This window comes from Myxococcus sp. XM-1-1-1 (genome assembly GCF_020037095.1).
Lineage (GTDB): Bacteria > Myxococcota > Myxococcia > Myxococcales > Myxococcaceae > Myxococcus > Myxococcus fulvus.
Genome location: NZ_JAIQDH010000015.1, coordinates 213274 through 230939, shown reverse-complemented (window position 1 = coordinate 230939; position 17666 = coordinate 213274). Strand labels below are relative to the sequence as shown.

Annotated in this window: 18 protein-coding genes; 12 read left to right on the top strand and 6 right to left on the bottom strand. The window is 69.7% G+C overall.

From position 1 onward, the window contains the following. Window positions 1-4 precede the first annotated feature (4 nt). From K8640_RS26985 to K8640_RS26960, 6 genes are all read left to right on the top strand, one after another. Window positions 5-1249, top strand: coding sequence for a lipocalin-like domain-containing protein (locus tag K8640_RS26985; RefSeq protein ID WP_223749692.1), 1245 nt, complete (start codon window positions 5-7; stop codon window positions 1247-1249). A 167-nt stretch (window positions 1250-1416) separates the two neighbouring features. Then, the gene (locus K8640_RS26980) at window positions 1417-2721 is read left to right on the top strand and encodes a hypothetical protein (protein ID WP_223749691.1); all 1305 of its coding nucleotides are present in this window, start codon (window positions 1417-1419) and stop codon (window positions 2719-2721) included. Window positions 2722-2732: 11 nt separating this feature from the next. Beyond that, complete coding sequence (locus K8640_RS26975) at window positions 2733-3278, top strand: hypothetical protein (RefSeq protein WP_141330520.1); 546 nt, start codon at window positions 2733-2735, stop codon at window positions 3276-3278. 163 nt (window positions 3279-3441) lie between these two features. Beyond that, the gene (locus K8640_RS26970; RefSeq protein ID WP_223749690.1) at window positions 3442-4110 is read left to right on the top strand and encodes a DUF3251 domain-containing protein; all 669 of its coding nucleotides are present in this window, start codon (window positions 3442-3444) and stop codon (window positions 4108-4110) included. Between the two features lie 58 nt (window positions 4111-4168). Continuing rightward, the gene (locus K8640_RS26965; protein ID WP_141330524.1) at window positions 4169-4432 is read left to right on the top strand and encodes a hypothetical protein; all 264 of its coding nucleotides are present in this window, start codon (window positions 4169-4171) and stop codon (window positions 4430-4432) included. A 62-nt stretch (window positions 4433-4494) separates the two neighbouring features. After that, a complete protein-coding gene (locus tag K8640_RS26960) occupies window positions 4495-5325 on the top strand; it encodes a helix-turn-helix domain-containing protein (RefSeq protein ID WP_223749689.1) in 831 nt (276 codons plus the stop codon). Here the strand turns inward: K8640_RS26960 and K8640_RS26955 are convergent. After that, window positions 5300-6268: an MBL fold metallo-hydrolase gene (locus K8640_RS26955; protein WP_223749688.1), complete on the bottom strand. Its 969-nt coding sequence runs from the start codon at window positions 6266-6268 to the stop codon at window positions 5300-5302. The genes K8640_RS26960 and K8640_RS26955 overlap by 26 nt on opposite strands. Window positions 6269-6514: 246 nt before the next feature. Here K8640_RS26955 and glpK point away from each other — a divergent pair, with 246 nt between their 5' ends. From glpK to K8640_RS26930, 5 genes are all read left to right on the top strand, one after another. Then, window positions 6515-8005: a glycerol kinase GlpK gene (glpK, locus tag K8640_RS26950; protein ID WP_223749687.1), complete on the top strand. Its 1491-nt coding sequence runs from the start codon at window positions 6515-6517 to the stop codon at window positions 8003-8005. Then, window positions 8002-9378, top strand: a complete 1377-nt coding sequence (locus tag K8640_RS26945) for a hypothetical protein (protein ID WP_223749686.1) — start codon at window positions 8002-8004, stop codon at window positions 9376-9378. The genes glpK and K8640_RS26945 overlap by 4 nt, the downstream gene beginning before the upstream one ends. 45 nt (window positions 9379-9423) lie before the next feature. Further along, window positions 9424-9735 carry a 4a-hydroxytetrahydrobiopterin dehydratase gene (locus K8640_RS26940; protein WP_223749685.1) on the top strand — a complete coding sequence of 104 codons (312 nt, stop codon included), beginning with the start codon at window positions 9424-9426 and terminating at the stop codon, window positions 9733-9735. Between the two features lie 29 nt (window positions 9736-9764). After that, window positions 9765-11027 (top strand): hypothetical protein, encoded by a 1263-nt coding sequence (locus tag K8640_RS26935; RefSeq protein WP_223749714.1) that lies wholly within the window; start codon window positions 9765-9767, stop codon window positions 11025-11027. A 302-nt stretch (window positions 11028-11329) separates the two neighbouring features. After that, window positions 11330-12790, top strand: coding sequence for a hypothetical protein (locus K8640_RS26930; protein ID WP_223749684.1), 1461 nt, complete (start codon window positions 11330-11332; stop codon window positions 12788-12790). A 280-nt stretch (window positions 12791-13070) separates the two neighbouring features. Here K8640_RS26930 and K8640_RS26925 read toward each other — a convergent pair whose 3' ends face one another. Together K8640_RS26925 and K8640_RS26920 are read right to left on the bottom strand one after the other, a co-directional pair. Further along, a complete protein-coding gene (locus K8640_RS26925) occupies window positions 13071-13463 on the bottom strand; it encodes a hypothetical protein (RefSeq protein WP_046716582.1) in 393 nt (130 codons plus the stop codon). Window positions 13464-13593: 130 nt separating this feature from the next. Then, on the bottom strand, window positions 13594-14748 hold the full coding sequence (locus K8640_RS26920; RefSeq protein WP_223749683.1) for a lipopolysaccharide assembly protein LapB: 1155 nt from the start codon (window positions 14746-14748) through the stop codon (window positions 13594-13596). Between the two features lie 179 nt (window positions 14749-14927). On the opposite strand from K8640_RS26920, the gene K8640_RS26915 reads away from it, so the two are divergent. After that, window positions 14928-15287 (top strand): hypothetical protein, encoded by a 360-nt coding sequence (locus K8640_RS26915; protein ID WP_223749682.1) that lies wholly within the window; start codon window positions 14928-14930, stop codon window positions 15285-15287. 8 nt (window positions 15288-15295) lie between these two features. Here the strand turns inward: K8640_RS26915 and K8640_RS26910 are convergent, their stop codons facing one another. Genes K8640_RS26910 through K8640_RS43255 form a run of 3 tightly spaced genes read right to left on the bottom strand, consistent with a single transcriptional unit; the run spans window position 15296 to window position 17615 of the window. Beyond that, the gene (locus tag K8640_RS26910; protein ID WP_223749681.1) at window positions 15296-15706 is read right to left on the bottom strand and encodes a hypothetical protein; all 411 of its coding nucleotides are present in this window, start codon (window positions 15704-15706) and stop codon (window positions 15296-15298) included. A gap of 26 nt (window positions 15707-15732) precedes the next feature. Then, window positions 15733-16491, bottom strand: coding sequence for a LytTR family DNA-binding domain-containing protein (locus tag K8640_RS26905; RefSeq protein ID WP_223749680.1), 759 nt, complete (start codon window positions 16489-16491; stop codon window positions 15733-15735). Continuing rightward, window positions 16488-17615 (bottom strand): histidine kinase, encoded by a 1128-nt coding sequence (locus K8640_RS43255; RefSeq protein ID WP_223749679.1) that lies wholly within the window; start codon window positions 17613-17615, stop codon window positions 16488-16490. Before K8640_RS43255 ends, K8640_RS26905 begins: the two co-directional genes overlap by 4 nt. Window positions 17616-17666 lie beyond the last annotated feature (51 nt).

Below are 17666 nucleotides of genomic sequence, written 5' to 3'. Positions count from 1 at the left end.
CGCCATGAGCAACGGCCGAGGGCTCGTCATCGGGACGGCGGTGGTGCTGGTGGCGCTGGCGGTGGCGGCGTACTTCGTGACGCGCGAGACGGAGCTGCCGCCCCTGGCGCGGGGCGGCACGTTGACGGTGGCGTCGGCGCTCGGCGGGAGCGACGGTGGGATGGAGGGCTATGCGCGAGCCTTCGAGCCGCGTGAGTTCCACTTCCCCGAGGACCACGGTCCGCATCCGGAGTTCCGCACGGAGTGGTGGTACTGGACGGGAAATCTGGAGACCGCGGACGGACGGGCGTTCGGGTATCAGTTCACGCTGTTCCGCAATGCGCTGTCGCCGACGGAGTCACAGCGTGACTCGGCGTGGGGAGCGCGGCAGGTGTACCTGGGGCACTTCACGGTGACGGACGTGGCGGCGGGACGGTTCCACGTCGCGGAGCGCTACAGCCGGGCGGCGTTGGGATTGGCGGGGGCGAGCACGCAGCCGTTCAAGGTGTGGCTGGAGAGCTGGGAAGCCACGAGCGCGGGAGAGTCGATGTGGCCGGTGCGGCTGCGCGCGCAGGGTGAGGATGTGACGTTGGAGTTGTTGTTGGAGCCGGGCAAGCCGCCGGTGCTCGAGGGTGAGCGGGGGTTGAGCCAGAAGAGCGCGGAGCCGGGGAACGCATCGTACTACTACTCGATGACGCGGATGCCTTCGCGGGGCACGGTGAAGGTGGAGGGACAGACGTACGCGGTGACGGGCGAGAGCTGGATGGACCGCGAGTGGAGCACCAGCGCGCTGGGACCGGACCAGGTGGGCTGGGATTGGTTCTCGCTGCAGCTCTCCGATGGCAGCGAGCTGATGTACTACCAACTGAGGAAGAAGGACGGCTCGGTGGACCCGTTCAGCTCGGGGACGTGGGTGCCGCCGGTGGGCGCGGCGGACAGTGCGTCAGTGCATCTGACCCGGGACGACGTGGAGCTGTCGGTGCTGAGCACGTGGAAGAGCCCGCGCGGTGGGGAGTATCCGTCGCGATGGAGGTTGCGCGTGGCGAAGCTCGGGCTGGAGCTGACGGTGACGCCGAAGCTCGCGGACCAGGAGCTGCCGGTGAGCGTGCGCTACTGGGAGGGCTCGGTGGCGCTGGATGGCAATCGTGCGGGCCAGCCGGTGCGAGGACGCGGCTACGTGGAGCTGACGGGCTACGCGGACACACACGCCACCACGAGGCGACCGGAGACCCGGGCCCGTGGGACCCCGGAGACTCGCGGCGGCAACTGAGGCGCACGCCTTACGACAGGCACACACGCAGACCTGTCGGACCTGCGTGTTAGGCCCCGTTGAGTGCTCCTGCAGGCGAGCACTTGAACCTGGAGGCCTGAATGTCGCCAAGGTGGGGAGCGCTGCTGCTCGTGGGGCACCTTGTCATCGGGTGCGCGACACCGAGAGTGGTGCGGCTGGACACAGGAGAAGGCGCGCCCATTATCTACGCTCCACCGAGGAGCGTCACGCCCATCGCCATCGATGAACAGGCTTTCGAGAAGGCGCTGCTCGAGCTGATTCTGGAGATGCGCTTCTCCGTTGCCACAGCTGAAGTGAAACACCCTCGCATCCGATTGGCCTCCTGGGAGCACGACGCGTCAGGCGCGGAGAACGCCCACCGCGACTATCAGCACTGGTGCTCCCAACAGGGCAGTCCCGACGAATGCCTGACGCTCCTCGGCGGAGGTTTGAGCCTCCTGGACAAGCAGGCCCGCCGGGACCTCGCACTCAGCTTTGCTTGGGACGGAGTCTGGGAAGGAGTTCAGCACTCCGTGAAGGAGGTCGTTCACCCACTGGCCCTCAAGGCCATGCTGACGTCCGCGCTCGCGGCCTACATGCTGTTGGTCGTCATGCCCGAACCCGTCACGAAGCTCGTGGCGCTCGCACTGACCACCTACTTCGTCGCGTACCTGGGCCTGGAGTCGTTCTTCGACCTCGTGGATGGATGGCGGCGTTTGTCCCTGGAGTCGGAGCAGGCGATGTCCTTCGAGGAACTGGAGGACTCCGGACACCGCTTCGGCAAAGTCATGGGAGACAACGGGGCTCGCGTCATCATCATGGCGCTGACGATGGCCTTGGGTGGTGGCGCAGCGAACATGGCCTCAAAGGGTCCCCTGTTGCCCGGCTTCGCGCGTGCAACCCTCGCCGCCGAAACGAACGCTGGCTTCCAACTTTCCGCCTCATTCGCGGGGGGTGTTCGGTCCATCTCCCTTGCCGAGGGGGTCATGACGGTGGGGCTGGCCCCTCATGCCGTCGCCATGGTGGCACGAAACCCGGAAGGTGGGAGCGGGTCTCGGACCAGCGACTCCACGTCACCCGACCTGCTGGAGAATCAGAAGCCCCAGTTCCTCTCCGCCGAGATGGAGCTCGCGAACCGACTGGGCATCCACCCCACGAGCGTCACGAGTCCCGAGTTCCTCCGCTATGTGAACGAGGGCCGAATCAAGTGGGTGGTCACCCAGGAAGGAACGCTGCGAATCGTTCCGCACACCTGGCGAAGAACTGAGATCTCACATGCGGTCGCCAGTCAGGGCCGACCTGTCCTGGCCGCAGGCGAGGCGGACATCGCCGTGCACGGCTCCACACGCATGGGCATCGAGATTACGCCCCAGAGCGGCCACTTTCTGTATGGTGCATCCGCGGCTCGGAGCGCCCGAGCACTGGAGATTGGAAAGCAGGCCTTCGCCGAGGCCGGAATCATCTTCCCTTGATGGTGAGAGCCATGAACACCCCTCGTGACCTCTTCGATGCTGTTCTGGCCAGACCGGCCCAAGCGGTCGCGGCGTGGCTCGAAGGCGTGACGATTGGCGAGCCCGTCGACCAGGAGGACTTCAACTGGGAGGTCTTCGCTTTCACGATGGCGACACGAGCCGGCGAGGAGCAGAGCCTCCCATGGGCTCGCATCGCGCTGCGGACATACGAAGCGCTCGCCCACCGCGCACAGGCACGCGCCGCGCACTCGCTCTGGCTCTCCGCCATGAACCTGCGCGCACGCCTCATCGAGGATCTGGGTCCACGACCAGGGGACGACATCCTGGACCCGGAAATCGTGAGGGGGTGGTTCCAACGCGTGGCCACCTTGTCCCCGCGAGATGCACAAGCCCTGCTGGCCTCGTCAGACCTCCGTGCACTCCCTGGAGACAAGCTGCTCCTGCTGCGGGACACCAAGAACGCCCTCAACATCCTGTCTCGAATCGCCGAGCCAGACCTCACTCGGCTGCACCCCGAATTGAAGGACTGGTTGATGCTGCGGGCTCAGCTCCCATGACTCACATGGCGGTACAGTCAGCCCAATGCGGCTGACCTGACAAACACTCGCAACCAAGCCTATGGGCAACGTGTCGAGGTAGGGCATTTGTCCACTGCCCAGCCTGACTGTTGACCTGCGCGCGCGGGGTGCAGGAGGCTTGAGAGCGACGTCACGTGCGCCCATGGACAACACCCAAACTGGAAAATCTACCCCAATCTCCGACACCATCGGCTGCATCACCGTGCTGGCCTTGGTTCTGGGGATTGGCTACCTCGTCTTCATGGGGGCCAAATCAGCCTGGGTATCGCATATCGCCAAGGAAGGGCCCACTCCAGAGGAGATACAGGCGAAGAAAGACTTGGACCTGCTGCGAAGCCGGATCGATGCGCTTGAGGCGGCGAACACTCTAATGCAGGCCGAGATGAGATTCGCAGAGCGCGCCGCCGAGAGTGCGAAAACCGCGTCCTTCACTCCTGGCTCTGCTGGATATCAACTTGTCCAGTCGAAGACTGGCACATTCCTCGTTTGGCTCGACAAGGTCGCTCCGTACGCGAATGGGCAGCGCTTGACATTCCGCGTCGCCAACACACAAAGCGTAACATATAAGAACCCCACTATCACCGTGACGTGGTCGACCGCTGCTCCAGAAGTCACGGGGTCCGAAGACTATGCGAAGGCATACGAAACATGGACCGCATCTCGACGAACGAAGACCGAGACTGTCTTCTTAGACCTTCGGCCCGGATGGTGGTCGACATTCAACATCGTGGTTTCTCCTGCCACTGCGTCTGACGTGGCCAACATCGAATTGGCGCTGACTGCGACCCTCGTGTCGATTCCCATTCGCTAGTTTAGCGATTTGCGTTGAGCAACGCCTCAGCCAGCGCACGCCCCTGCTGCTCACCAACATGCGCTCGAAGACGCCCAACCCGCGCGCCGTCGACAACACCGCCGCCCAGCTCGACCTCGCCAAGGTGCAGATGTTCTACTTCACCCTCATCGCGGCGGTGAGCTACTTCGTCAGCCTCGCCACCCTCCTCTCCTCCAGCAAGCCCGGCAGCGTGTCGAGCCTGCCCGCGCTCTCCCAGGGCTTCATCGCCCTGCTCGCCATCAGCCACGGCGGCTACCTGGTCAGCAAGACCACCGACCACTCCAACTCCAAGCCCGGCTGACGCACCGCCCACCGTATGCTCGTGCCCGCTCGTGACGCCGCGCGCCCGAGCCCGGAGGAGCCGTGCCCAGACCCCTGGTCGATGTGGACTCGGCGCCCGCGTCCGCCTTCTGCCTCACCGACGCCCTGTCCCCCTCCACCTCCCCGTGGCACACCCACCGTCGCCACCAGCTCCTCTACGCCGCCAGCGGCGCCCTCCACCTCGAGGTCGCCGAGGCCCAGTGGCTCCTGCCTCCCCAACGCGCCGCCTGGCTCGCCGCCGGCACCCGCCACCGCGTCCGCACCACCCAGCCCGCCACCCTCTGCACCGTCTACCTGAAGCCCTCGCGCGTCCCCGCCGCCCCCTCCGGCGACTGCCGCGTCTTCGTCCTGCCACCCCTCGCGCGCGAGATGCTCCTCCACTCCACCCGCTGGGGACCCGAGCGCTCACCTCGCGACCCCGTCGCCGAGAGCTTCTTCTCCACCCTCGCGCACCTGCTGTCCGAATGGAGCGCGGAGCCTCGCGACTGGCGCCTGCCCCGCGCCCGCACACCCGAGCTGGAGCGCGCCATGGCCTACACCCTGGCCCACCTCCCAGGCCCCGTCACCCTCGCGGGCGCGGCGAAGGCCGCGGGACTCTCCCAGCGCACCCTCGCCCGCCGCTTCGATGACGAGGCCGGCACCTCCTGGCGCCGCTTCCTCCACGACGCCCGCATGCTGCGCGCCATGGAGCTGCTCGCCGAGGACGGCGCCCGCGTCACGCAGACCGCCTACGCCGTGGGCTTCGAGAGCCTCGCCGCCTTCACCCACGCCTTCACCGCCTTCACCGGCGAGCGCCCCCGCGACTTCCGCCAACGCATCGCCGAGGGCACCACCGCGCTCCCCTCCCCTACCCGCCGCAGGCGACGCGGTTGACCAGGCCGTACACGCCGTAGCCCACCAGGTACGGCAGCTTCAGCTCCGGGAACGCCGCCACCGCGCGCTGCTCCAACTGCCCGTAGTGCGCCGACGCCTGCTCACCGCACAGCTCCGGCTTGCGCTCGCCCAGCTCCGCCGCGTACCCCTCCACCAGCGTCACCATCCCATCCAAATAGCGCCGCTGCGCTTCAATCACATCCATCACCGGCGCGCTGTCCCCTCGCCCGCCATGCACCGTGGCCCGAGGCCACGCGGACAGCTCCCCCAGAGCCGCCTTCCATGACGCCACGTCCGGCACCACCTTGCCCTCGCGCACCCCGCCCTCCAGCCACGCGTGCGCGCCGTGGTGCACCAAATCCCCGACGATGAGCGCCTCGCTTCCCGGCACGTACGCCACCGTCTGCGTCACCGTCACACCCGCGTGCTTCAGCTCCGTCAGCTCCACCTTCGCGCCCCCTTCGAGCGGCAGCGAGTAGCTCCCCGTGAAGGTGACATCCACCGTGGCCTCGGCGGGATAGGTCTCCTCCGTGAAGGCCTTCGCCACGTTCACCCAATAGAACTTCTTGTACGCGTGCACGGCGGGAATCGCCTCGGCGGTGGCCTTGCTCGCCACCACCTTCGCCCCCACGCGCTGGAACACCGCCGCACCGTTGAACTTGTCCGGGTTCGGATGCGTGATGACCACGTAGCGGATGGGATGCGCGGTGCGCGCGCGGATGTGCTCCAGCACCTTGTTCGCCTCCCCTTCCGTGAACTGCGCGTCGAACACCACCACCTCCGCGCCCGTGTCGTAGAAGAACGAGTGCGTGTCGAACCCGCTCGCGTCACTCGTGTAGCGCTCCAGCCGCGCCTCCCCCAGCCCCGCCTTCGTCCCCGCGCAGCCCATCCCCAACAGCGCGCCCAACATCCACACCACCGACTTCATCTCGAACCCACGCATCGTCTTCCACCTCGTGTCGAAAGGCCGGACCCACCCAAAAGCCCGGCGAACGAGGCGGAAGATGCGCCAGCGGCTCCTGGCCTGCTTGCGCGCATCGGCCATCGATTTGCTCCCACCCGCCATCCGGCCCGACGCCCCCCGCGGGCCCGAGTCGTGCGGGCGCCAACACACCGCCCCGCCAACGGCATCCACACCGGCCGGGGACGTGGAGTAGGTTCCCCCCACATCCCCGGGAGGACCCACCTCATGCCGAAGACGAAGTACGTGCTGGCCCTGGACCAGGGCACCACTGGCACCCACGTCTCCATCCTCGACTCGAAGCTCAAGGTGGTGGGCAAGTCCTACAAGGAGTTCACCCAGCACTTCCCCAAGCCGTCCTGGGTGGAGCACGACCTGGATGAAATCTGGGCCACCAGCGAGTGGTGCATCGCCCGGGCGCTCAAGAGCGCGGGGCTCACCGGCCGGGACATCTCCGCGGTGGGCATCACCAACCAGCGCGAGACGACGGGCCTGTGGACACGCGACACCGGCAAGCCCCTGCACCGCGCCATCGTCTGGCAGGACCGGCGCACCGCGGACCTGTGCCGCAAGCTCAAGGAGCGCGGCGTGGAGCCCCGCGTGCGCGAGACGACGGGCCTGGTGGTGGACCCGTACTTCTCCGGCACCAAGCTCACCTGGCTCTTCGAGCACGTGAAGGGCGCGCGCGCCAAGGCCGAGCGCGGCGACGTGTGCTTCGGCACCATCGACACGTGGCTCGTCTACAAGCTCACCGGCGGCACCACCCACGTCACCGACGTGTCCAACGCCAGCCGCACCCTGCTGATGGACCTGCGCACCCTGCAGTGGAGCGACGAGATGCGCTCGCTGCTCGACGTGCCCGGCGCGTGCCTGCCGCAGATTCGCGGCTCGGCCGAGGTCTACGGCACCACGCGCGGCATGCGCAGCCTGCCCGACGGCGTGCCCGTGGCGGGCATGGCCGGCGACCAGCAGGCCGCCCTCTTCGGCCAGGCCTGCTTCGAGCCCGGCGAATCCAAGTGCACCTACGGCACCGGCGCGTTCCTCCTGATGAACACCGGCACGGAGCCGGTGCGCTCGTCGGCGGGCCTGCTCACCACCGTGGCGTGGCGGCTGGGCGGCACCGGCTCCACCACGTACGCGCTGGAGGGCTCCAGCTTCATCGCCGGCGCCGCCGTGCAGTGGATGCGCGACGGCCTCAAGGCCATCAAGCGCGCCCCCGACATCGAGGCGCTCGCCGCCAGCGTGAAGGACTCCGGCGACGTCGTCTTCGTCCCCGCGCTCGCCGGCCTGGGCGCGCCGCACTGGCGCCCCGAGGCGCGCGGCCTGTTCGCCGGCATGGACCGCTCCACCACCGTGGCCCACATGGCGCGCGCGGTGCTCGAGGGCATCGCCCTGCAGATTCACGACCTGGCCGAGGCGATGCGCCGTGACAGCGGCCGCACCATCCCCGTCTTCAAGGCGGACGGCGGCGCCGCGGCCAACAACCTGCTCATGCAGTACCAGGCGGACCTGCTCGGCGTGCCCGTGGTGCGTCCGAAGAACCTGGAGACCACCAGCCTGGGCGCGGCCTTCCTGGGCGGCCTGGGCGCGGGCGTCTGGGACAGCCCGGAGGCCATCAAGCGCGCGTGGAAGGCGGACAAGACCTTCAAGCCGAGGATGAAGCCGCCCGAGCGCGAGCGTCACCTCGCCAAGTGGAAGCGCGCGGTGGAGCGCGCATGAAGTCCCGGCGGCTCCTCCTGCTCGCCCTGGCCTTGCTCACGGGCTGCCCGGACGCCCTGCCTCCCGAGGAGTGTTTCCTCACCGGCGCGGCGGAGCCCCCCACGCTCATCATCGCGCAAGGGGAGACGGTGAGCGTGCGCGTCCCCGCCACCAGCCCCCAGGTCTGCGACACGCCGGAGGACGCCCACACGCCCGAGTCCGTCACCGTGGAGGTCCACGGCCCCGACAACCTGCCCGTGCCCGCCACGGTGGAGTTGCAGCCGGGCACCTGGTTCGCCACCGTGCGCTTCACGCCGAAGTCCACGGGCCGCCACCACGTCATCGTCGCCTTCGCGCCCGTGGGCAGCCTGCGTCAGTTCGACGTCCACGTGGCCCAGGACGAGCGCTCGCTCCCCCCGGTGGCGACGCTCGACGCGCGCCCCACCTGTCTCTTCGTGGACCGCACGCGCAGCGGGACCTGGCTGTGCGACCACCTGGCCCTGCGCGAGCCGGGGACCCTGCCCCAGCCCGTGGGCCGTGAGAGCCAGCCGGCCACCGCCGTGGCCGGAGACGTGGTGTGGGCGATGACGGAAACCGAGGTGCGCCGCTACGTCGACCCGGGCACGGGGCCCCTCGTCCTCACCGGCGCCGCGCCCCTCCCGCCCGGCTCGTACGACACGGACCGCACGCCCCACTCGCGGCTCGCCACCGAGGACGAGTACCTGGTGGCGGACGCGACGACGCTGCACCGCTTCATCTTCCGCGAGGGTGAAGGGGTGCTCGCCTTCTCCAACACCCCCTGGAGCTCGCTGACCACGCCGCAGCTCACCTTCGGCACCGACAGCACCCGCGCCATCCTGGTGCGCGGCGGGGACACCGTGTGGCTGGTGAGCTCCGCGCAGGACTCCGTCACCTTCACCCCGCGCACCCAGGCCTGTCCCTTCCAGGTGGACGCGCGGGGCTTCTATCGCCCCAGCACCACCCGCGCGTGTGCGGTGCTCGCCGGAGAGCCCGTGGGCCATGGCGAGGGCGTGGTGTGGACCCGTGACACGGTGCAGACCTCGACCGGCTTCATCCCCGTGCTGCACCGTCATGAAGTGAGCGCCGCGCACGGCCTCCAGGAGGCGGGCGCGCTCTCGCTGGACAGCAGCATCACCAGCTTCGTGCAGGAGCTGCGGCCCGGGCCCTCCCATCCGCTGCTCAAGTCCTCGAGCGGAGTCGGAACCCTCGCCACGCCCCGATGGAACGCGGAGCGAACCGCGCTCGTGCTCGCGTTGCTACCCGACCCCGGACACGCGAATCACATTACGCACATCTCGGACCATTTCACCTGGACGGTGAACCGTCTCGGCGCGTCGGGGGTGCGCGTGCATCCGTGGACGTCCTCCCCCTGACGGGTGCTTTCCTCGGGCGGCCAAGCGGATATGAAGGAGGGCACCATGTCCCAGAAAGCCCCCCTGCTCGCGCCCGAGGCCCTCCAGTCCTTCCTCGCCCAGCATCCCGAGTGGAAGCACGAAGGCGGGATGATTCGCCGCACCTATGAGGCCCCGTCCTTCCTCGCGGGCATCGCCTTCGTGGAGCGCGTGGCGCACGCGGCCGAGAAGGCGGACCACCACCCGGACATCGACATCCGCTGGCGCAAGGTGACGCTGGCGCTCGTCACACACGACTCCAACGGCCTGACGTCCAAGGACACCGACCTCGCCCATGAGGCGGACCGGCTCTTCGACGAGGTGGTGCCCCAGAAGTGAGCACCTCGGCTGTGAGTGGCTTCGTCGTGATGACCTCCAGGACCCTCGCGGGGCTGCGCGCGCTCGTCGGGTGCGCGGTGGTGATGCTGTCGTCCGCCGCGCTCGCGCAGGACGAGCAGCCCACGGAGCCGCGTCCGGAGCGGCTGTACTTCAACCCCGGCTCGCTGTTGGGCTCGGCGCGCGTCGTCGCGCTGGGGGGTGCCTACGTGGGCATCGCCGAGGGCGCGGCGGGCTTCCCCAGCAACCTGGCGGCGCTGGCCCACCGGGGCCCCGCGCTGGAGAAGGACTGGGACCTGGGCGTCACCCTGTCCTGGCTGGACCTGCCGTTCACCAGCGGACGCGCGCGCGACGTGGACAACGACGGCCGCGCGGACGAGTCCCAGGACCGGCGGCAGCTGCTGGGCGGCCTGCTGCTGCAATACAAGCGCTTCGGCATCGGCTTCGCGCTGCGCAACAGCGCCGTCACCTACTGCGCCACGGTGGCGTGCGCGACGGACAGCGAGCGCATCCGCGTGTCCATGACGCAGTCGGTGCTGGCGGGCGCGGTGTCCTTCGGCCAGGACGACTTCATCCTCGCGCTGGGCATCTACGCGGCGCAGGCCACCTTCCGGCTGTCCTCCGGCGGTGAGGACTGGCGCTACGGCGACACGGGCGTGGCCGTGGACATGCTGTACCGGCCGCATGGTCGCGCCTGGCGGCTGGGCGTGACGGTGCGGCCCGAGGTGGTGGCGGACTGGCGCCGCAAGGACGGCCAGGCGCCGGTGCTGGCGGACCGCACGCTGTTCAGCGCGGTGGTGTCGCCCGCGGTGCTGTCTTTGGGCGCGAGCTGGCGGCTGGGCGAAGGCTCGGAGCGCTACAACCGCCTGTCCCCCGCGGCGCGGCGGCAGCTGCTCGTGGACGGGGACGCGCTCCCGGTGCCGGAGGAGGAGCCCCGGGACGCGCCCGCGGGACGGTGGCTCATCAGCGCGCAGGTGGACCTCTTGTCCGGCGTGGACAACGCGGTGCCGCTGCGCACCTTCGCGTCCACGGCCCAGGAGCAGCTCGTGGGCCACACCTCCGAGTTCGCGCCCCGGCTGGGCGTGGAGCACGACACCGTGCCGGGGATGATTCGCCTGCGCGCGGGCGTGTACGCGGAGCCCTCGCCCTTCGATGGCCGGCCGCCGCGGCCGCACATCACCGGCGGCTTCGAGGTGTTCGTCCTGCGCTACTGGGAGGACTGGTCCATCAACGCCTCCTTCGACCTGGCGAGCCGCTACACCAACGTCGGTCTGTCCATCGGCTTCTGGCGCTGAAGGCGCGGCGCGCGCCCGCACGTGGGTAGCGCGCGGGCCTCCGTGGCGACACCGGGTGCGCGACCAGGGCGCGCGGCCACTCCTCGTGGGAAACCTGGCGCGCGCGTCGAAGCGGGCGAGCGAGCAGACATCGCACACGGTATTGCTGGCACCTACCAGCATGGAGACCCTCCGAGTGCGGAGGGGGCTTCATGCATCAAGGGCGGCGGTGGTTGCGGACTGTCGCGTGCGCGACAGCGCTGGGTTGGGCGGGCTGGCTGACGGGCTGTGAGGACTCGGACCCGGAGGAGCCAACCGATTGTGTGAGCGAACCACGACGAGGGGGCTGTCCCGAACCCGCGCAGGAGCTCCCTCCTCCCGAGGAGGACGCGGGCACTCCACCTCAGGAGGGGGACGCGGGGACACCCGACGCGGGTCCACCGCCCCTGGAGCCTCCGCCTCCGCCGCCACCGGCGACGACGGGGAGCACGCTGTGGATGGCGCGCGAGGGCACCGCGCAGGATGACCTGGCGCTCGGCGCCGCGGTCGACTCCAACGGCGACATCCTCACGGCGGCGCAGTACGAGCTGGACGACCTCCAGGAACGTCAGCCCACGGACGACACCGTGCGGCTGGTGCTCACCCGCCGCGCGGAGACGGGCGACGTGCGGTGGACACGCGCCTATCCGGTGCGCGTGGCCCAGACGCCGGAGTCCCTGCGCGCGGAGGTGAATGCACGCGTCGCGCCGGCGCCGGAGGGGGGACTCTTCGTGGCCGTGGATGCCCGGGGCCTGGTGGACTTCGAGCCCCAGGAGCTGGGGGACGGCGCGTTCCTGGCGCGGTTGGATTCGGCGGGCAACCTGGTCTGGACGGCGCGTGTCCCCGGGGGCGACGCGACGGTGGCGGACCTGCTGCTCGACGCCCAGGGCCGGCCGATGGTCGCGTTCAACACCTCCGGCTCCACCGACTTCGGCGAGGGCGTGGTCGGCTCCGGCGCGGTGGTGGTGACGTACTCGGTGGACGGCAAGCCCGAGCAGGCGCTGAACGTCGGACGCGCGGAGGGCGAGGGCGCGCGCGTCCTCATCACCACGATGGCCCTGGGGCCGGACGGGCACGTGGTGGTGGGCGGGCGCTACACGGGCGCGGTCCGCTTCGGGACGCAGCGCTCGGAGGGCGCCTCCGAGGGCAGCGCGTTCGTCGCCGTGTACCTGCCGACGGGTGCCCTGGTCTGGGCGCGGCCGCTCGCGCAGGCGAAGGGCACGGTGAGCGACGTGGGGGTGGATGCGCGGGGCACGGTGGTGGCGCTCGGCTCCTTCCTGGGCACGGTGTCCTGGGGGACGGCGAAGCTCCAGGGCCACGCGTACCGGGCGAGCCCCTTCCTCGTGTCCGCGGACGCGGCGGGCAAGGAGCGCTGGAGCCGCAACCTGGGCGATGGACTGCGGGCCGGAGCGCTCGGGGTGAAGCCCTCGGGCGAGCTGGTGGTGGGCGGCTTCACGTACTCGCTCATCGTGGACGGCGCGGCGGGGCCGGATGGACTGGGCTCGGCGCAGCCCGTGGCCCTGCGCTACGGCGCGGACGGCGCGTCGCTCGGGCTGAAGCTGTACATCTCCGACCCGCCCCAACCGCGAGGCGAGCTGTACGGCGTGGAGGACCTCCGCTTCGTGGGCATGCTCCCGGACGGCGATGTCCTGCTGTTCGGCCACACGGACCGCAACTCGGACTTCGGCACGGGCCGGCGCGCGCCGGCGCGCAGTGATTTGTTCCTGCTGCGCATGAAGCAATAGGCGGCGCGAGGGCCTCGAGCATGACTCGGGGCCCTTCGCCTCCGCTCGGATGACACGGGCTTCTTGGCTCACGCCGCGACGAGCGGCGTCGAGCCTCGTGTCGGGTCCACCCTCGTGTGATGGGTGCGCGGCGCCGGGGCGGCTGAGCCCACCGGGCCTCGAGACAGACACATCCGCGGCGCGCGCGTGGCCTTCGCGCCGGAAGTCCCCGGTCAGCCGCCGCTCGGAAGGCACCTGCATCCCGAGGCGGTCGGCTCACCGGAGCGTGGGGACAGGGCGCCTAGCGGCGCGTGGTGCGACGCGAGGTCTTCCGGGCCGCGCCCTTGCGAGCCGCCCCCTTGCGCGCGGTGGTGCGGCCACGGGCCGGGCTCTTGCGAGCGGTGCGACCCGCCGTTCCGGTCCGACGCGCGGTCGTCTTGCGAGCACCGCCCCGCTTGCTCCGGGCCGGGGTCTTCTTGCGAGCAGTCTTTCCGCGCGTGGTCGTGCGCTTCGCCGCGGCCTTGCGGCGCGAGGTGGTCTTCTTCGCGCGAGCACCGGTGCGGCCCGACGCCTTCTTCGTGGCGCGACGGCGCCGCGAGGATGACTTGCGCGTCGAGGACGTCGAGGGAGCCAGGGCCATCTCCGAGGGGGCCAGGCTGTCGGTGATCTGCGAATTGACGGTCTCGTGAGTCATTCCATCTCCTCCGGTGAACGAGAACAACAGGCGATGCGAAACGCAGCGTACGCCTGTGCGCGCGCGATGAGAGCCCTCCCCCTCGCGAAGATGAACGACAGCGGACGAATGGCGCGTCGGGCTTCGCCCATCAGGGTGCGTAGCCGAGTTCGCGCTCCGCCTTCTCCACCTGTCCGAGCGCTTCCTTCAGTCCTCGTGAGGAAGCCACCGCGCGCGCGCGCCGCAGGCGCTCCTCGACGCGCGCCTTCTCCCCGAGCAGCGCGTGGGCCCGGCCCAGCTCCAGCAACGCATCGACGGCGGACCACCAGTCCTCGTGGGACTCCGCGTTGGTGAGGGCCTGCTCCAGATGGGGCAGCGCGGCGGGGATATCGCCCCGGCGCAGGTGGAGCCGGCCGAGGGAGGTATGGGCCTCGCGCTGGCCGGCGGGGTCCTTCACCCGACGAGCCAGGGCGAGGGCCTTCTCCGAGAGCGCCAGGGCCTGGTCGTCCTTGGGGTCCTTGCGCGAGCGCACGTTGGCGAGGGCAACCAGGGCGAACATCTGGCCGGTGTTGAAGCCGACCTGCTCGCGCAGCCGCAGGGACTGTTCATACAGGGTGATGGCGGAGTCGAGCCGGCCCTGGTCCTCGTCGAGGGAGGCGAGGTGGCGAAGGTGGTAGGACTCCATCAGGACGTCGTTCGAGGCGCGGGCGAGGGACAGGCCATGCGCGTAGGTCGACCTCGCGGCCTCGGCCTGGCCCTGGAACTGTTGGGTGAGGCCCAGATGGAACAGGGCCTCGATGTGCCCTCGCGTGTCACCGGAGGACGCGGCGAGGTCCCGGGCCTGCTCGAAGAGGGCGACGACGGGGGCCCACTCGCCCTGGCCGGTGAGGAGCACGATGAAGTAGTGGAACATGCCCTCGGCGTCGAGCGCGGCGACGCGGGCGCGGGCGTCGCCCGAGGCGTCGGCGAGGCGGCGCGCGCGGCGCAGCACGTCGAGCACCTGGGTGGTGTCCATCCCCGGCTGGTGACGGAGCATGCGGGACATGACGCGGCCCTGCTCGGCGAGGATGCGGGCTTCCCCTCCCGGGTCCTTCAGGGTCCGAGCGCGCTCACTGGCGAACTGACCCAGCGACACGGCGTCATCGAAGCGGCTCTCCAGGTCGTAGGCCTGCATCACGGTGACGGCGGCCTCGCTGAAGGGGCGCCCCTGCTCCGCGGCGGTGCCGACACTGGAGGCCTGCGAGGACCGGCTGGTCGCGCAAGCGGTGATGAGTGATGCCAGTCCCACACAGATGACCTGCCGCATGTCCGAGTCCTCCGGGAGAGGCGTCGTGCCCCTCCATCGCGGAGACGAGGCTAGGGAGTGAGTCGCGCCGTGGGGCGCTGATGGGATGAGACGCGGATGGGAGGGACGAGCCGCGGACGGGGAAGGATGAGTGTCCCGCTGTCGGGGGTGCCTCGGATGGGGTTACCCTCTGCGACATCATGACGGCCGAGGAACGACAGAAGCTCGTGGAGCAAGCGCGGGCGCTCCTGTTGGAGCAGGTGGTCCGCTGGGAGTCCCCCACGCGCAGGGACGAGGACGACCGCATGGGCTACGGGAAGCTCGCGGTGGCGGCGCGTCAGGCGCTCGCGGGGGACACGGGCGCGATTGCGACGCTGCGCCGGGTGTTCGACGAGTCGTTCTTCGCCAGGACCAGCTCGCACAACGAATACGGGCTGGCCTCGCTGGGGCTCGCGCTGCTCGGGGACCGCGAGTCGATGGAGCGCATCCGCGCGGTGTCGCCCATCAACCTGAACCGGACGACGAAGCCGCTCGCCCTCGCGCTGCTCGAAGAGGACTGACGGCTCACTCAGGGAACCACCATCCTGCACTTCCCATATGAGATGGTGCCTCGACCGTTGTCCTCGACAAAGGTCAGGCCCGAGAAGATCTGCAGGTTGTACTGGGACCGAAAGACATAGAGCTTCTTAATGCCCTGCGCGACATCAACCTCGACTTTGTCCACGAGGTAGCGGTCACATGTGACCTTCCCTTCCGTGGAGGCATAGGAGCACCGCGAGACGAACGTCTGCGTCTTGGTCTCCTCGACACGAGCCGAGAACTGGCCCTGTTTCAATTGCTCGGCCGTGTACATGCGCTCGGAATCAAACTTCCGTTCGACCGTGCACTCATGGTCAGCGGCCATGGCCGACGAAGCACTCACACAGGTCGAGACAAGGAGACCTCCCAGCAGCCCCCTTCCCCAGAGCCATCGATTCATGGATTTCCTCTCACAGCATCTCTCCGTCACAGCGGATGGCCGAGCACCTGTTCCAGCCGGGTCCGGTACGTGCGGCTCAGCGTCAGCTCCTGGCCGTCCTTCAGCACCAGTCGATGGTCCCCGGACAGCGTGGGGGTCAGGGAGACAATCCGGTCCACGTTCACGAGCGCCGAGCGATGCACCCGCGCGAACCGCCGCGCTCGAAGCCGCCCCTCCAGCTCCGCCATCGTCTCGCGCAACAGATGTGTCTGGGTGCCGACATGCAGCGTGACGTAGTTCCCCGCGGACTCCACCCAGTCCAGGTCCTCTACCGGCACGAGCAGCGTCCGCGTCGCCGACTTCACCACGAGCCGCTCCGTGGGCTCCGGCTTCAGCTCCTGGAACATCCGCTGGAGCTGCTGCCTCAAGTCTCCCGGAGGCGCCGTCAGCCGCTCCCGCACCCGCGTCAACGTACGTCGGAAGCGCTCCACCGTGAATGGCTTGAGCAGGTAGTCCACCGCGGCGGCATCGAACGCACGCAAGGCATGCTGCGGCCACGCCGTGACGAAGACGACCACGGGAGGCGCGGCCTGCCCCAGCTCCGCCAGCACGCCGAACCCGTCCCGCTCCGGCATCTCCACATCCAGGAACACCAGCGCCGGCCGCTCGCGCGCCAGAAGCTCCAGCGCCTCCTGCCCGTCCCCGCACTCTACGACGGGATGCAGGTCCGTCTCCGATGCCAGCAACGTCCGCAGTCGCTCGCGCGCCAGCGGCTCGTCATCGACGATGAGCGTGCGCACCGTCATGCCCGCGTCCTCCGATAGGGCAGCGAGAGCGAGAGCAGGAACCCACTCGGCGCACGCACCTTCCACGTCACCGACTGCTCGACACCGTGCAGTCGCTCCAGTCGCGCCCGCGTGGCCCCCAGCCCGATTCCCTCCTCCAGCTCCGTGCGCCCCGCCGGCGGCCCCACCCCGTCGTCCTCCACCTCCACCGCCAGCCGCGCACCATCACGCCGGACCCGGACCCAGACCTTCCCGGGTCCCCTGCGCGGCGCGATGCCGTGTCGGATGGCGTTCTCCACCAGCGGCTGGAGCAACAACGACGGCACCAGCGCATCCCTCGCGTCCTCCGCGACATCGACGTCCACCTGGAGCCGGTCCGAGAAGCGCGTGCGCTCGATGTCCAGGTAGGGCGAGAGCAGCTCCAGCTCCTCCGAGAGCGGGACCTCGTGTCGCCCGTCGCGCTCCAGGCTCGCGCGCAGCAGCTCGCTCAACTGCCCCACCATCCGGTCCGCGGACTCCACATCCCGGTGCATCAGCGCGGAGATGGCGTGCAACGTATTGAACAGGAAGTGGGGCTGGAGCTGACTTCGCAAGAGCTGCAGCTGGGCCTGCGCGAGCTGCGCCTCCAGCTGGGACGCGCGCACCGCCTCCTCGCGCATCCGCCGCGCGTACGCCACCGCAGCCTCCATGCCCACCAGGGAGAAGTAGATGAGCAGGTCGAAGTCCGTCGTCTTCGAGGCGATGAACAGGAAGTAGGTCCACGCCGCGGACGCGCCGCCGCTGACCTCCACCACCAGCCACTCGCGCAGCACCGCGAACAGCCCCAGCGCCAGCACCGCGAAGCCCACGCCGGGCACCAGGTGCAGCAGCAGTTGCACGAACCACGGCCGGCCCGTCGCGCGAATCCGGCGCGCCACCGCCAGCACGAACGGCGTGAGCGCTGCCCAGGCGTACCAGACACACGCGCCCGTCAGCAGGGCCTCGCCCAGACGCGGCGGCTCCCCGTGCGAGGCGCGGTACACGAAGAGCTGCGCCCCATAGAGCAGCGCGAGCACCGTGTACCCGGCCAGAATCACCGCGGGCCAGAACCACCGGGACGACAGTCCCCACCGGGCCCCGGTGGACGAGGACTCAGCGGCGGACACGGGACTCCATGACACGGTCGGGCTCGTCGACATGATGGACGGCGTGGACTC